Annotated in this window: 15 protein-coding genes and 1 other annotated feature; of the genes, 13 read left to right on the top strand and 2 right to left on the bottom strand. The window is 42.2% G+C overall.

The features are described 5' to 3' along the window. From cobS to ACFPU1_RS15465, 10 genes are all read left to right on the top strand, one after another. The gene (cobS, locus tag ACFPU1_RS15420) at window positions 1-756 is read left to right on the top strand and encodes an adenosylcobinamide-GDP ribazoletransferase (protein ID WP_385942754.1); all 756 of its coding nucleotides are present in this window, start codon (window positions 1-3) and stop codon (window positions 754-756) included. Then, a complete protein-coding gene (locus ACFPU1_RS15425) occupies window positions 714-1319 on the top strand; it encodes a histidine phosphatase family protein (RefSeq protein ID WP_385942756.1) in 606 nt (201 codons plus the stop codon). Before cobS ends, ACFPU1_RS15425 begins: the two co-directional genes overlap by 43 nt. After that, a complete protein-coding gene (locus tag ACFPU1_RS15430; RefSeq protein ID WP_385942758.1) occupies window positions 1271-1702 on the top strand; it encodes a bifunctional adenosylcobinamide kinase/adenosylcobinamide-phosphate guanylyltransferase in 432 nt (143 codons plus the stop codon). Before ACFPU1_RS15425 ends, ACFPU1_RS15430 begins: the two co-directional genes overlap by 49 nt. 1 nt (window position 1703) lies before the next feature. Then, window positions 1704-2276 carry a cob(I)yrinic acid a,c-diamide adenosyltransferase gene (locus tag ACFPU1_RS15435; RefSeq protein ID WP_385942760.1) on the top strand — a complete coding sequence of 191 codons (573 nt, stop codon included), beginning with the start codon at window positions 1704-1706 and terminating at the stop codon, window positions 2274-2276. Window positions 2277-2388: 112 nt separating this feature from the next. Further along, window positions 2389-3309 (top strand): VanW family protein, encoded by a 921-nt coding sequence (locus ACFPU1_RS15440; protein ID WP_385942762.1) that lies wholly within the window; start codon window positions 2389-2391, stop codon window positions 3307-3309. Between the two features lie 181 nt (window positions 3310-3490). Further along, complete coding sequence (locus tag ACFPU1_RS15445) at window positions 3491-5002, top strand: spore germination protein (protein WP_385942764.1); 1512 nt, start codon at window positions 3491-3493, stop codon at window positions 5000-5002. Window positions 5003-5020: 18 nt separating this feature from the next. Then, window positions 5021-6124: a GerAB/ArcD/ProY family transporter gene (locus ACFPU1_RS15450; RefSeq protein ID WP_385942766.1), complete on the top strand. Its 1104-nt coding sequence runs from the start codon at window positions 5021-5023 to the stop codon at window positions 6122-6124. After that, complete coding sequence (locus ACFPU1_RS15455) at window positions 6108-7220, top strand: Ger(x)C family spore germination protein (protein WP_385942768.1); 1113 nt, start codon at window positions 6108-6110, stop codon at window positions 7218-7220. Before ACFPU1_RS15450 ends, ACFPU1_RS15455 begins: the two co-directional genes overlap by 17 nt. A gap of 69 nt (window positions 7221-7289) precedes the next feature. Further along, entirely contained in the window at window positions 7290-7469 is a 180-nt protein-coding gene (locus tag ACFPU1_RS15460; protein ID WP_385942770.1) for a hypothetical protein, read from the top strand. 41 nt (window positions 7470-7510) lie between these two features. Beyond that, window positions 7511-7918: a hypothetical protein gene (locus ACFPU1_RS15465; RefSeq protein WP_054637387.1), complete on the top strand. Its 408-nt coding sequence runs from the start codon at window positions 7511-7513 to the stop codon at window positions 7916-7918. Window positions 7919-7983: 65 nt separating this feature from the next. Here the strand turns inward: ACFPU1_RS15465 and serA are convergent, their stop codons facing one another. Beyond that, a complete protein-coding gene (gene serA / locus ACFPU1_RS15470; protein ID WP_385942772.1) occupies window positions 7984-9606 on the bottom strand; it encodes a phosphoglycerate dehydrogenase in 1623 nt (540 codons plus the stop codon). Between the two features lie 223 nt (window positions 9607-9829). Continuing rightward, window positions 9830-10043 (bottom strand) — a binding site (T-box leader). A gap of 146 nt (window positions 10044-10189) precedes the next feature. Between serA and ACFPU1_RS15475 the strand changes: the two genes are divergently transcribed. Continuing rightward, a complete protein-coding gene (locus ACFPU1_RS15475; RefSeq protein ID WP_385942774.1) occupies window positions 10190-11296 on the top strand; it encodes a M14 family metallopeptidase in 1107 nt (368 codons plus the stop codon). Between the two features lie 30 nt (window positions 11297-11326). Here ACFPU1_RS15475 and ACFPU1_RS15480 read toward each other — a convergent pair whose 3' ends face one another. After that, window positions 11327-11581 (bottom strand): ferredoxin, encoded by a 255-nt coding sequence (locus ACFPU1_RS15480; RefSeq protein ID WP_054637389.1) that lies wholly within the window; start codon window positions 11579-11581, stop codon window positions 11327-11329. 219 nt (window positions 11582-11800) lie between these two features. Here ACFPU1_RS15480 and ACFPU1_RS15485 point away from each other — a divergent pair, with 219 nt between their 5' ends. Together ACFPU1_RS15485 and ACFPU1_RS15490 are read left to right on the top strand one after the other, a co-directional pair. After that, window positions 11801-12868, top strand: coding sequence for a YpbB family protein (locus tag ACFPU1_RS15485; protein ID WP_385942777.1), 1068 nt, complete (start codon window positions 11801-11803; stop codon window positions 12866-12868). Beyond that, on the top strand, window positions 12858-14363 hold the full coding sequence (locus ACFPU1_RS15490; protein WP_385942779.1) for a RecQ family ATP-dependent DNA helicase: 1506 nt from the start codon (window positions 12858-12860) through the stop codon (window positions 14361-14363). The genes ACFPU1_RS15485 and ACFPU1_RS15490 overlap by 11 nt, the downstream gene beginning before the upstream one ends. The last annotated feature ends 236 nt before the right edge of the window (window positions 14364-14599 follow it).

The following is a 14599-nucleotide window of genomic DNA, read 5'->3' on the forward strand; positions in this document are numbered from 1 at the left end:
ATGATTCTTGCCTTAAGCTTTCTTACGGTGATCCCGGCTGGAAAGAGAGTGGATTGGAGTACAGCTTCAGCCAGGAGGTCTCTACCCTTCTTTCCCCTTACCGGTGCATGTATTGGCGGGATAGGCGCGTTGTTTTATTTACTTGCTTCTCCCTGGCTTCCTCCTGCCGTCACCGCTTTTTTCTTGCTTGTTATCATGGCTGGGCTTAGCGGCGGTCTTCACCTTGACGGCTGGATGGATGTCAGTGATGCGGTAGGCTCACGCCAGGAGAAAGAAAAGAAAATGAAAATAATGAAAGATCCCCACGTTGGGTCTTTTGCTGTCTTATCAGTAGTTTTCCTCCTTGGGGGAAGGTTTCTTTTTCTATATGAAGCACAAGGATTATTTACCTGGGAGCTTTTCTTTCTCCTTATTTGTATCCCTATGCTGGCAAGAGTCTCAATGGCTTGCTTATTGTCCCTTGCACCGTTAGCTTCCCATCAAGGTCTGGCCGCCTGGTTTCGGACAGAAATAGAAAAGAAAGATGTACTCGCTGCTGTGTTTCTTGCCTTTCTTCTTCTTTTTCTGTTTCCTTTGTCTTTTGAATTGACTTTCCTGTTATGTATTACAGTGACTGGGGGCTATGTTTTGGCTTACTTCTTTTTTAAGAGACACTTTGGCGGGGTAAATGGAGATATGGCAGGAGCATTAAGTGAAGGGACGGAAACATTATTATGGATGACACTCGTTACATTTGGATACTTCGCCATGGTCTGACTGAGTACAACGAACAGCGGAGATATTGCGGCTGGAGCAACCCTTCGCTACAAAGCAGCTGGGAGCCTTCCTCACACCTGATAAAAGAGCTGAACCTCCCTTCCTCATGTCTTCTTTTCTCCAGTGATCTTTTGCGATGCCAGGAAACAGCATCAATGGTTTATCCTTGGAAGAAACCAATCATTGATCAAGGCTGGAGAGAAATCCATTTTGGCACGTGGGAAGGAAAAACATATGAAGATTTAAAAGAAAATCCCAGGTACCGTCAATGGCTTAACGACCCGTCACTTGTTTCCCCGCCTGGAGGTGAAACATTATCAGCTTTTCATTTCAGAATTCAGGAAGCATGGGAGACTGCATGGAACCATGGAGCAGAGAACACAGTGATTTTCACACATGGAGGCGTTATCAGAGAGTGGATCAAGGTGGCTGCAGATCAGAAATCTTCATTGTGGCACATCCCCTATGGAGGGGGGATTAAGGCTTCTTTTCAAGAAAGAGAAGGGGGGAGAGTATGCATTTCATTACAGGTGGTGCCTTCAACGGGAAACGCCAATGGGTAAAAGAGACGTACTTGCATGAATCACAAAGGGAGTATGTATGGGCATGTGCATACGATGGCGACAGTCTTTCTTGTGATGATTCTTCTCAAGACATTATGATATTAGAAGGAATGGAACATTGGATGAAACAGTGTGCTGGGAATTATGGGGCTGTGCTTAGCAGCATAGAGCATTGGCTGGAATGGGAAAGAAACAAAGAAGGAAGGCTGTTACTTATCATAGGCACGGATATAAGCAAAGGAATTGTCCCTGTTGATGAAGAAGATAGAACGTGGCGTGACGAAACCGGCAGGCTCTATCAATATATGGTGAAAAAGTCTGAAAAGGCGTATGTATTATGGTTTGGTATAGCGAAGCTTTTAAAAGGAAGGGAGAAGGAGTAATATGAAATTATATACAAGAACTGGTGATAGCGGCCAAACAAGCATCATTGGCGGAAAAAGAGACAAAGACCACATTCGCGTTGAAGCCTACGGAACTTGTGATGAATTAAATTCATTTGTTGGAAAAGCAGTCAGCGTCATGGATCCTGAACTGTTCCCTGATATTGTCCCTGAACTGATGAAAATTCAACACGAATTGTTTGACTGTGGCGGAGATCTTGCTACCGTAAACGAAAAAGCCCCTGTAAAGGTTAAAAGTGAAATGGTGTCTTCCCTGGAAGACAAAATAGATGAGTACATTAAGGAAGCTCCTGAGTTAGAGCGATTTATTCTTCCCGGGGGTTCGCAGGCTGCAGCAGAGCTGCATGTGTGCCGGACTGTGGCGAGAAGAGCAGAACGGATAGTAGCTGGATTAAAAAAAGAAGAAGATATTAACCCGGAGGTATTAAAATATTTAAACCGCTTATCTGATTACTTCTTTGCAGCGGCAAGAGTTGCAAACTTCCGCCTTTCTGTTCCCGATGTGGAATATGAAAGAAGTGCCATTGTTTTCCGGGGGAAAAATAAAAAGTAAAAAAAACCAGGTGAGAACCCATTTCTCACCTGGTTTTTTTATGGTCTTATTTTTCTCATCCCTTTCATAAAGTGAAGAGGAGAAAGTAAACTTCAAAAAAAGAGGGAGATCTATGAAAAAGACGATCTTAGCTGGCAGCATCTTTTTTGTAGCCGCAGGTATTTTCGTTCAGCTTTTTCAAGAAGAAGCACGTGAGGTAAGCTTTGCAGCCAGTGCCGAAAATTCTGCGGCGCTTATAAAACCTCCATATATGTGGGAGATCCAGGCAAAGGAAAAAGGAAAAACCCTGGAATCATTTTTACTCCACGAGTATGGCTACCAGCCAGGAGATAAATGGGAAAGAAATAAGCTGCATGCGTTTTTGAAAGAGCTTGACAAATTAGTGTATGAACCAGCAAAAAACCCTGGGTTGACAGAAAATGGGGAAGTAGTCGAAGGGTCTCCAGGAAAAAGATTGAATAAAGAAGAGACTCAAAAAGCATTATTACAGATGGATTTTGATGAAAATGTCCTTGAAATCGCCGTGGAAGAGATTCCGCCACTGCTTAAGCCAGAAGACCTCAAGGGGATAACAGATAAGAACTTAGGAAGCTTTACTACATATTTCAATGGCGGTGACGCTGGACGCTCTGAAAATATTAATCTTTCCGCAGAAAGTCTTCACTATCACATTGTTCCCTCTGGTGAGGAATTTTCTTTTAATGATGCGGTAGGGGAAAGAACGGAAGACAGAGGATACCAGCCGGCAAAGGAAATTGTAAATCAACAATTTGTATGGGGAATTGGCGGAGGGATATGCCAAACTTCAAGCACACTATTTAATGCCGTAGAACAAGCGGGTTTAGCGGTGACGGAGAGACACACACATTCCAAAGACATCGGGTACGTGCCACCTGGAAGAGACGCCACGGTATCCTGGGGAGGACCTGACTTCAGGTTCAAAAATTCAAATGAAGACCCTATATTGATCGAAACAAAAATAAATAAAAATCAAGGGGAACTGACGGTCAATATTTTATCATCCTCAAAATGAAAAAAAGTAAGCCTTAGTTTATTCATCCAGAGAAGCAGAAGCAAAGGATTTCCATCATAGGAGGTCCTTTTGCTGTTTTTTCAAAAACTTTACCATGCAAAAAGCAGCTTACCCAAGGTTATAAGAATAAAGAAACGAGCCTTCTCTCATACTAAATTCAATAGAGGGGAGGGAGAAAGAGATGTTTTTATTAAGGTTTCTTCAAAGCAAGCAGAATAAACAAAATAAAGAAGAGCCGCAAGAGACCATTCAAGAAGGGTTGCAGCGACTTGAACGAAACAGTAATGACTTTACTAAGAAAGCTGTCTTTACGCCTTATGGAAAAGTATATGCTTATTACTTTGATACCTTAATAGAAGAAGACTATTACCAGCAAAACATTCTTCTCCCGTTGAAAGAAAAGGAATGGAGAGACTATAAAGATATCGCAAACATTGTGTCCACGGAAGAAACATTGGAAGCAAGCCAATTTTCAGATATACAAAAACTCTTACTTGAAGGGTATGTATTCCTGCAAAGAACCGAAGGAGAAACAAAAGGGCTTCTCCTTTCTTCCCCGAGTGTGGTAGAAAGAGATGTTGGAGTGCCTGAGGTTGAGTTCAGTGTAGCCGGGCCTCAGGAAGCATTTGTAGAAACGTTAGAAACAAATATTCACCTGCTCCGAAAACGGATCCCTTTGTCTAACCTTTGTATTAAAGAAATTGAAGTAGGTTCTGTCACGCAGACGAAGGTAGCAGTTATTTACCTCGATGGTGTAGCTGATAAAGAAAATGTTAATACGGTCATTCAGCGTATAACTGAGCTTGAAACAGACCAGGTGTTAGACAGTAATAACCTGGCGCAAATGATTCAGGATCACACGTACTCTATTTTTCCACAATTTATTAATACAGAGCGCCCGGACCGGGCTGCCGCTGCGATCACGGAAGGCAAAGTAATATTTATTAGCAATGGATCACCAGAAGCCATCGTCGCGCCTTCTACATTAATCGAGTTTTTTTCATCCCTGGAAGATTATTATCTCCCTTGGCAGATTGCTTCCTTTGTAAGGCTACTCCGTTTTATGGCCGTGGCATTTTCAATACTCGCAACACCCATTTATGTCGCTGTTTTAACGTATCACTATGAAATGATCCCAGAGGATTTATTAATCACTTTAGTGTTATCTCGGGCAAACATTCCTTTCCCTCCCATCATAGAGGCACTTTTTCTAGAATTAACGATTGAGCTGTTACGAGAGGCTGGTGCCCGTCTACCAACGAAAGTCGGCCAGACCATTGGTATCGTAGGCGGAATTGTTATTGGGCAGGCCTCTGTGGAAGCAGGTCTTCTCAGTAATATATTACTCATCATTGTTGCCCTGGCTGCTTTGGCTTCCTTTACAACTCCGGTATATCAAATGGGTAATACAATAAGAATCATCCGGTTCCCATACTTGATTGCAGCCACTATGTTAGGAGGGCTAGGAATCGTTATTTGCGTTCTTTTTACATTCGTTCATTTAATTAAGTTGAATTCGCTTGGGCGTCCCTACTTAGCTCCCTTTTATCCTCTACGTTTTCAGGATTGGAAAGATGCTTTTATCAGGTTGCCCTTTAATACATTTACGAGTAGACCTGTTCACAGTCGGACGATCTCTGCCAAAAGGGTGCCTTTTCAAAAAGCAGTACAGAAAAAGGATATCGATGAATAAGAAAGGAGGAGGGCCACAATGGACAGCAACATAAAAGAAAATTTTCAAGTTGGTCCTCCTATGGTCTTTTTTCTTGTTCATGCTATTCAGGTAGGAGTTGGAATTCTAGGTTTTCAAAGGGTAGTCGTACAACGTACAGGCTATGACGGATGGATTTCGGTAATTATTGCAGGTACTGTTTTTTCACTTGCACTATCGATGATGTACAGTATTTTACGGGCACATAACACGGATATCATTGAAATCCACCGTCGTTTATTTGGAAAGTGGCTTGGATGTATTCTCAGCTTTCTAATGGTCCTTTATTTTTTTGCTTTGGCTGTCCTTGTTAACCGTACATATGTCGAGGTTGTCCAAGTGTGGATGTTTGAAGAACTTCCCCCCTGGGTGCTAGGAATGATTTCCTTTGTGTTTTTCTATTATTTGATCCTTGGAGGGTTTCGGGCCGTAGTCGGTTTATGTGTAATTGGAGTCGTTCTTCCAAGCGCAATCGTTTTTATTCTTTTGCTTCCCCTGGAATATGCCCAATTTCTTAACCTGCTACCGATTTGGAAGCACAGCCTGGAAGAGATCTTATTGGGAGCTAAAGACACAGCTTTAACCTTTCTTGGCATTGAATTTATATTGATGTTTTATCCATTTATTAAAAACGCATCTGATTCCCAAAAATGGGCCCAGCTCGGTCATTGGGTAACAGTCTTTTCTTATACTCTTTTAATGTTCGTCAGCCTTGCCTTTTACAGTGAAGAACAGCTGAACCGAACAATTTGGGCTACATTGACGCTTTTGAAGGTTATTGAGCTCCCCTTTGTTGAAAGATTTGAATATATCGGGGTTTCCTTGTGGCTGATTATTATTGCACCAAATATTGCACTTGCATTATGGGCAGCAAGCAGGGGGATAAAACGGATGTTTCCCATTCGCCAGCGCTATGCTCTTATCTTTTTTTTAACAGCAATGGTAGTGATAATGCCAGTGTTTCAGAGCAGACAGAGAATTGACCAGTTTAATGATTATGTATCCAATGTGGGCTTTTATTTTCTGACTGTATATATTCCTCTTCTGTTTATAATTCAGCTGATTGTTTCAAAAAGGAGCAAAAACAATGATCAAAAAGGTTAGTCTACTCTTGGTATTTCTCCCTATTTTCTTATTATCCGGCTGTATGGAAACAAAAATACTTGATGATATAACCATGGTACAAATCGCGGCATTTGACTTAGGGGAAACTGAGGGAACAATGGAGCAGACAGTTGCTTTTCCCAGCTATTTTGAAATGGGAGAAGAAGGTCAGCTTGAAGTGATCATAATGGAAACTGAAGGACAGAGTCCGAAAGAAATCAGGGATGATTTAAATACTGAATGGCAACGACCTCTTCGGTACGGACAGATGAGAATTCTTGTATTTGGCCACCCCTTTGCCGAGCAGTATGGAATTAGTGATATTGTAAGTAGCTTTTATCGGGACCCACGGGTGGGCAACCAGCTTCATGTAGCAGTCATGGAAGGAAGAGCGCACGATGGGATTGATACTGATCTGACTGGGGCAAGAGAACGAGTCGGTATGTATTACGCAAATCTCATTGACCAAGCCGAGGAGGAAGAAAAGATTCCGGCTACGAACCTTCATAGCTTTGTTTTCGACATTCACAGTGACGGCCGTGATGCCTATTTGCCTTTCTTTACGATTCATGAAGAAACCTTAAAGCTAAACGGTTTAGCGTTGTTTGACGGGGAATATAAGGTGGGGCATTTAGGACCCGATGAGTCTTTTATCTTTAAAATCATGAATGAAGGATCCAGAAGAGGTACTCACACCTTCGACATTGACAAAGAAGGGGTTGATGCTACTCTTCATATGAATAACGTAAAAACGAAACATGAGTACGAGGAAGTCAGCCGAGATCCGGTTCCTCATTATGAAGTTCGTCTTGATATAAAAGGAAACGTGGAGGACTATGTCGGCGAGCTGGCTCTTGATGATCCAAACGACCTTCAAGCTGTTGAAGAGTCTATAGAAGGGCAGATAAAGGCAACAGGCGAGCGATTAATCAATTACTTCATAGAGCAGAATATCGATCCTCTGGGCTTTGGTGAACAATACCGGAGCCGTACGAGAGATTGGGATCCAGAGGAATGGAAAGAAAACATATATCCTGCACTTGAGGCAGAAGTTCATGTTGATGTCCAGCTTCTTGAATTCGGTGCAATGGATTAAGTAAGTTCTATAATAAGGCTGTGCGGCATACACTAACCTCAGTTTGTGTGCAAAGGAGAGAAAAGAAATTTGATAGCTGATTATAGTAAACGGTTTTTAGTGGTTTTTGTTTTTGCGCTGGTGGTAGGGTTTGTCTTTTTATTTCTCAGTCTATCTACGCTTGCTTCAGAAGAAAGCAGCAGTGAAACTGCAGAAGAGGAGTGTCTTTGTAGAGAAAATGAAAAGATCGTTGAAAGAGTTAAGTTATGATACAATTTAAGTAACCTACGAAGACAAAGGATCGAATGGAAATGAAATGGGAAGAGGATGAAACTATTACTGTGGATGCTTCGCTCCTTCTCTGGTTAAACGAACAGGCTGGTTCACAGGGACAGGAAGAACTCCTTTATGACTCCTTTCTATTTTTCCTGCGAAAGATAGAAAAGCATGAAACAATCAGGCTGGACCGAGACGGTTTTTTACACAGACGCTTTTGGAAAGGAATTGAAGCGGCTTTGTGTTACCAGCTTTTAAGTAAACACAGGCGCCCGGGAGGTATCTCTTTATACCGTTTCATGGAGAAGGTGGCAGAGATGGAGCACCTCATTGTAAAAGAAGAGGGGCATGCAAGACTTTCTCAGCAAGGGAAGCAATTTTTACAGAAAAAAAAGCCCGTGCAGCAGAGTAGGATTCTTCGCTACATATGGCCGGTTCATTAAGGTACCAAGTATACAATAAACAAACTCCCTTGCGCGAATCGCAAGGGAGTTTGTTTTACAGGTAATTACAATTCAATTTTATCAGAGTACGTGATTTCCTCGATAGAGGTTAAATCTTTAACAACCTCATCTGTAACCTCTTTGTCTACCGCAAGCATCATGATGGCATCTCCGCCTTCCTGCTGGCGTCCCACCTGCATGGTTGCGATATTGACATTATGCTCACCTAACAGCTGTCCCATTTTTCCGATGACCCCTGGTTTGTCAGAATGCTGAATGTAAATTAAATGCCCTGTTGGATAAAAGTCAACGTTAAAATCATTGATACGGACAATTCGTGGGCCGTATTCTTTTACAAATGTTCCTTGAATTGTAAAAGTGCGTCCTTCTCCCTGAACAGTAGCCTTGATCAGGTTGGAATAGCCAACTGTATTTGTCAGATACTTCTCACCAAAGATAATGCCTCGCTCTTTCGCAATAAGAGAAGCATTGACATCATTGACAGGTGCATCCACGCGATGGCTTAAAAACCCGGCCATAAGGGCTCTTGTCAAGACAGATGTATCCAGGTCAGCAACCTCTCCGCCGTATTGAACATCAATTTCCTGGACAGGTGTTTTCATTACCTGTGATAAAATATCTCCCATTTTTTTCGTTAGTTCATAATAAGGCCTGATCGTTTCATAAAGCTCTTTAGACATCGTAGGAAGGTTGATTGAATTAAGAGCAGGAAGTCCATCAAGGAAATTTACCACTTCTTCAGAAACCTGGGCAGCCACGTTTAACTGTGCTTCTTTTGTGGAAGCAGCTATATGAGGCGTTCCAATGACTTGTTCATGGGCAAGCAGCTTGTGGTTGGTAGCAGGTTCTTCTTCGTACACGTCCAGAGCCGCTCCTGCCACATGTCCGTTCTCGATATAATGCTCAAGAGCTTCTTCGTCAATAATACCGCCACGGGCACAGTTGATGAGGTACACGCCTTTTTTTGTTTTTGCAATATTTTCCATGCCGAGAAGACCCTTTGTATCCTTTGTAAGCGGTGTGTGAACGGTAATGATATCAGCTTTGGACAGAAGCTCGTCTAAATCTGCTGTGGTTACGCCGAGCTCTTCAGCACGTGATGTAGGCAAATAAGGATCAAATACGAGAACTGACATTTCAAATCCCTTGGCACGCTTTGAAAGCTCAGTACCAATTCTTCCAAAACCGACGATTCCCAGGGTTTTCCCACGAAGCTCGGTTCCCTGGAATCCTTTGCGGTTCCATTCACCATTTTTAATAGACATGGTGGCTTGTGGAACTTTGCGGGCTAAAGACATGATCATGGCAAACGTATGTTCAGCGGTAGAGATTGTGTTCCCTTCAGGAGCGTTAACCACGACGATTCCCCGCTTTGTTGCAGCATCGATATCAATGTTATCAACACCGACACCAGCTCGAGCTATGATCTTTAAGTTCTTCATTTGGTCCATGAGTTCCGGGGTTACAGTCGTCGCGCTCCGGACAAGAAGAGCGTCGTACACGGAAAGATCCTCTACTTCGTCAACTTTCTTTTCTACGCAATTTACATTTTCATTGCTGAGCAGAGGAGCTAATCCTTCTTTGCTCATAGAGTCTGCTACGAGTATATTGTACAACTGACTCTTTCCTTTCTGTTGAGTTTGTTCAAGAACTGGCTGCTGAATCATTACCTCTCCACTCTCCTTTATTATATCTAAGCTATGCTAAGGGTATTTCAAGCCTAAGCCTCATGAATTGTAAGCACTGGACTCTGCATTCACTATAGCTTTGACCTTATCATACAACATTGTGCTTTGGACATAGCCTGTATCTAAATAAGCATAAATTATGCAAATTCCTTTGGTTATGAAAGCGCTCCATTAAAAAACTTCCACCCCTCCACGAATAATCGTGAGGGGCGGAAGTCCGCGGTACCACCCTCGTTCGCAGGAGATGCCTGCCTTAGGGAGCCTAAGCTCATAAGATAACGGTTTACCCGTTCACTTCTACTGTTATTCAAAGTGACTGCTCAGAAGGGCTATCGGAAAATTGGCATACCGGCTCTCACCACCGCCGGCTCTCTGGGATGACCAAGGTTTTCGTCATTCTTCGTCTTCGGATTTCATGTATCATATTGTCCATGACAGATAGACAGTTGTCTATCTCTTATTGTCTGATAATTTAACACAAGGCTGCTTATCTGTCAATTCCCTCCTTCTCATTTTTGGTTAAGCTCATATACTTTTACATACATGAGAAAGGCGGGAGATTATGGTATTTACTTATAAGACAACATCCGGTGATACGTTAACGAAAGTTGCCAATCGTTTTCATATCAGGATAGAGGATCTGCTGGCAGCCAACAAGGAGATTCCTTCATCACACTCCTATCTTTATCCGGGAAGACACCTCCTAATCCCGGACAATGCTTCTTCAACGAAAAGAAAAAAGTTATATCCATGCAGTGAGGAATACGGATGGAGAGAGCTTGAAAATGACCGCAGATTGCTGCAGAGTCAAACGATTAAAGGACTTAAGGTCGAGCAGATCGGCCAGTCTGTAATGAAGAAGCCTTTATGGCTGTTTAAGTATGGGAGAGGGCAGAAAAAAATTTTTCTCACAGGCACTTGGCATGGCAATGAGTGGATGAATTCGTGGCTTTTGATGAATTTTTTAAAAACATTTATAAAAAAAGTAAATACGAAAGCTCCATGGCTCGGTTATTCTCCCCATAAGCTGTATCAAGACGCCACTTTGTTTATTGTTCCTTTAGTAAACCCTGATGGAGCAGAACTTGTTCAAGAAGGACTATCCAAAGGACATTCTCATTATGAACAGGTGGCTGCTATCAATGATGGCTGGTCCGACTTCAGGCATTGGTCAGCTAATATAAATGGAGTAGATTTAAATCATCAATGGCCAGCCGGCTGGAAGGAGGAGGCTAAAACAAGTCCAAAGCAGCCGTGGTACCGCCATTATGGAGGGGCGAGCCCAATCAGTGAGCCTGAAAGTAAAAGCATATACTTGCTTACAATGAAAGAAGATTTTTCCCACGTGCTGGCATTTCACTCTCAAGGACAGGAAATTTACTGGGGATACCGGGATATGGAACCTAAGGTGTGCAAAAGTCTCGCTGAGAGGCTTGCCAGTGCCAGCTCTTATCACCCTGTAAAAACCGCTGCCAGTGCTGCCGGGTTTAAAGATTGGTTTATTAAAGAATGGAAGCGTCCCGGGTTTACCATTGAAACTGGCATCGGGAAAAACCCTCTTCCCTTTGACGCCTCACTGGAAATGTGGCTGAATAATGTTCCTCTTATTTTAGAGAGTTTAACTTTTCCGTCTTTTTCTCCGCCGCTGGATAAATGGGAAAAGGAATAAAAAAAGCTCGTCTGCTGACGAGCTGCTTTTTTATTCGAATTTTAATGCATCGCCGTCAAATGGCTCATCAGCAATCTTAATAGAATCAGTCGGACAGCCTTCAAAGGCATCCTCCATGTCTTCTTCCAGTTCCTCAGGTACTTCTACTACTCCTTTATTTTCATCGCCGTCAAGGATTACCTCTGCTAATCCTTCATCGTCGTAATCATAAATATCAGGTGCAGCTGCCCCGCAAGCTCCACAGGCAATGCATGTGTCTTTGTCTACAATTGTATATTTAGCCATGTTGAAATCCTCCTGTTATATATAATTTATCCACGACTCTATTGCATCTATCTACATGGATAACGTATTGATTTCTATTTCATATTGTATGCTTTCGTGATAAAATTTTCAACAGATAAACTTGAAAAAACCTTATGAGACGCCGATATAGTAGGCTTTGTTTATATTATTATTATTCCGGCTGGAAATGAAGACTATTAAAAAAGGAAGGTGGTTTCTTTGGCAGAAAGGGCTTTATTCAGGCAGAAACTACTATTGTTTGTTCTTTTTCGCATTCAAGGAGACCGTACACTGCGATCCGCTTACCACCTTCTTACAGGAAAAAAAACGGCACAAACGATTCAGGATGGAAAGCTTTATCAGACGTTATTCTTATTTCAGTCACTTCCGGCTTACAGTGAAAGAGAATTTAACCAGGATGTTCATGATTTAGCGTTTCAACAGAAGTATATAGTACTTTCAAAAGACAGTGGCACATTAACCTCCAAAGGAAAGGAAAAGGTTAATGAACTCATTTCTCATCCTCCTTGGTCTAACCATTACAACGGCTGGCTATACGAAAAAGCGGCTTCTATATTGTGGCAAAGACTTTCTCTTTTTGTTCAGGCTTTGTCGTTCGGTTTAAAAAAAGATTCTTTCTACATTCCAGTAACTAACAACCATGCTGTGCTCACGTGGGTGAAAGAAGAATGGAAAAGAAAACCTGATAAAGAAGCTTCGGCAGAGACGTTGTTTCAAGAATTACATAAGCTTTTATGCACACTCGAAAAACTGGACTCCGATATATTTGTTTCAAGGTTAAGCGGATGGAAAGCCCCTGGACTGACCTTTGGCCAATGTGCTTCAACCTTTGATATTGAAAGCTCTGAAGCCAGGTTCCGTTTTAATGGCGTACTTCATTATCTGATTAAGGAAGGATCTGCCCGCCCTGAGTCCTATCCATTTTTATATTCTTTTATCAAGGACATCGGAAACAGCCAGGGGCTTACAGCAACTGCCCTAAAGACAAAAGAACTTCTTTTGCAAAAAAAGAGTAAAGAGGAAATATCCGTTATACGAGGGCTGCGGCCAAGTACAATAGAAGACCACATTGTTGAAATTTCTTCTTACGATCCCTCTTTTTTAATTGATACATATGTCTCAGAACAGCTGCAAAAACAAATTGTTCAAGCGTCGCTGCGCAGACAGACGAAAAAACTTAAAATAATTAAAGAGGAAGTCGGAGCAGGAGTTACATACTTTCAAATTCGGCTGGCCCTCGCACAGGGGGAAAGACATGGGACTTGAGCTTGAGGATGCTTTAAAGAAATGGTTCGGCTATGAAGAGTTCAGACAGGGGCAAAGACAAATTGTACAGAATATTTTTGAAGGAAACGATGTCTTTGCCATGCTACCGACTGGTTCAGGAAAATCTCTTTGTTATCAGCTTCCCGCCCTTTTAAAAGAAGGAACGGCTGTCATAGTATCCCCTCTTTTGGCTCTGATGGACAATCAAGTACAAGAATTGAAGCAGCAAGGGATAAAATCAGTGACAGCCATTAACAGCTTTCTCAGTCATGAGGAAAAAAAGGAGAAAATAAGGGAACTTCCCTTTCATAAAATCGTTTATTTGTCACCGGAAACATTGACACAGGAATGGGTACTTTCCCGCCTTGAAAACATGAATATTTCTTTGTTTGCCGTGGATGAAGCCCATTGTATATCGCAATGGGGGCATGAATTTCGAACTCACTATTTACGTCTTGGTGAAGTGAGAAAAAGGATTGGAAACCCACCATGCCTGGCATTAACTGCCACAGCCACTCCTAAAGTCCAGAAGGATATTGTGACACAGCTTCAGTTAGAGAAGGCTGTGCATTTCATTCATCCCATAGACAGGCCTAATATTGCCCTATTTGTTAAGAAGCACACAGGCGAGCATGACAAAGAAAAAAACCTTATCGAATGGATAGAGAATCTTCCTGGGCCGGGAATGGTCTATATCTCTTCGCGGAAGAAAGCGGAGAAGCTGGCACAGCTTATTAGGGAAAAAACCTCAAAAACAACAGCATCTTATCATGGAGGGTTGAGTAATGAAGACCGCCTGTTGATTCAGCAGCAATTTTTATCCTCTTCATTAGATGTCATATGCTGTACAAGCGCTTTTGGCATGGGCATTAATAAACCTGACATTGGATTTGTTATTCATTACCAATACCCAACAAACCTTGAATCCTTTATTCAGGAGATAGGGAGAGCCGGAAGAGACGGAAGGCAAAGTGTATCCCTGCTGCTTGTAAGCCCAGAAGATGGCGATATTCCTGCCTTGCTGATTGAAAATGAATTCCCCCCTAAAGAGGAATATCTTGCCGTTTTAGATGATATCGTCAACAACCATTCCTGCAAGCAGATCACAGAGGAAGAACTCATGCACCAGTACGGAATGGAGGAAACCCACGCACGCTTTCTTCACTTTTACTTACGTTTCTTTCAGATCATAGATGCTGCCTCCATTCTCACGACTCATAATGTGACAGAGATAGGAAGAATACTGGAAAATCAGATTGTAAAAAGAAAACGAGTGAAATATAGTCAACTTCGGCAAATGGAGACATGGATTCACGAAAAGGGGTGCCGTCGGGAAGGCCTTTTAAAAGTATTTAATGAGACGATGAATCCTGAGCGGCCAGCTATTTGCTGTGATGAATGCGGTCACGAGCCTCCTGGAAGCGAAACAACTGAACAAAAAGTCAAAACAATTTTTCAGTGGAATGCACGTTTACGCCACATACTGCACCAATAACAGTCATATTCAAGAAAAGCAGAGTGAAGTCCAGATGAACGTAAGCCGGGGCATGAAAGAGGGTAAATCATTTCTGAAACAATAGAGGTGAATATTCATGATAAAAAGCGCGCGCTCTAGAAGGATACAACAAGATAATGTGTCCCTTCATTTGAATGACCATAGCTATGATGCAGCCAACAACGAATCTCTTCCTCCGAGGAGTGAAGCTCATAGAAATAAGAAAGTCAAAAAGA

It is taken from the genome of Thalassorhabdus alkalitolerans (genome assembly GCF_042656525.1).
In the GTDB taxonomy this organism is placed as follows: Bacteria; Bacillota; Bacilli; order Bacillales; family Marinococcaceae; genus Thalassorhabdus; species Thalassorhabdus alkalitolerans.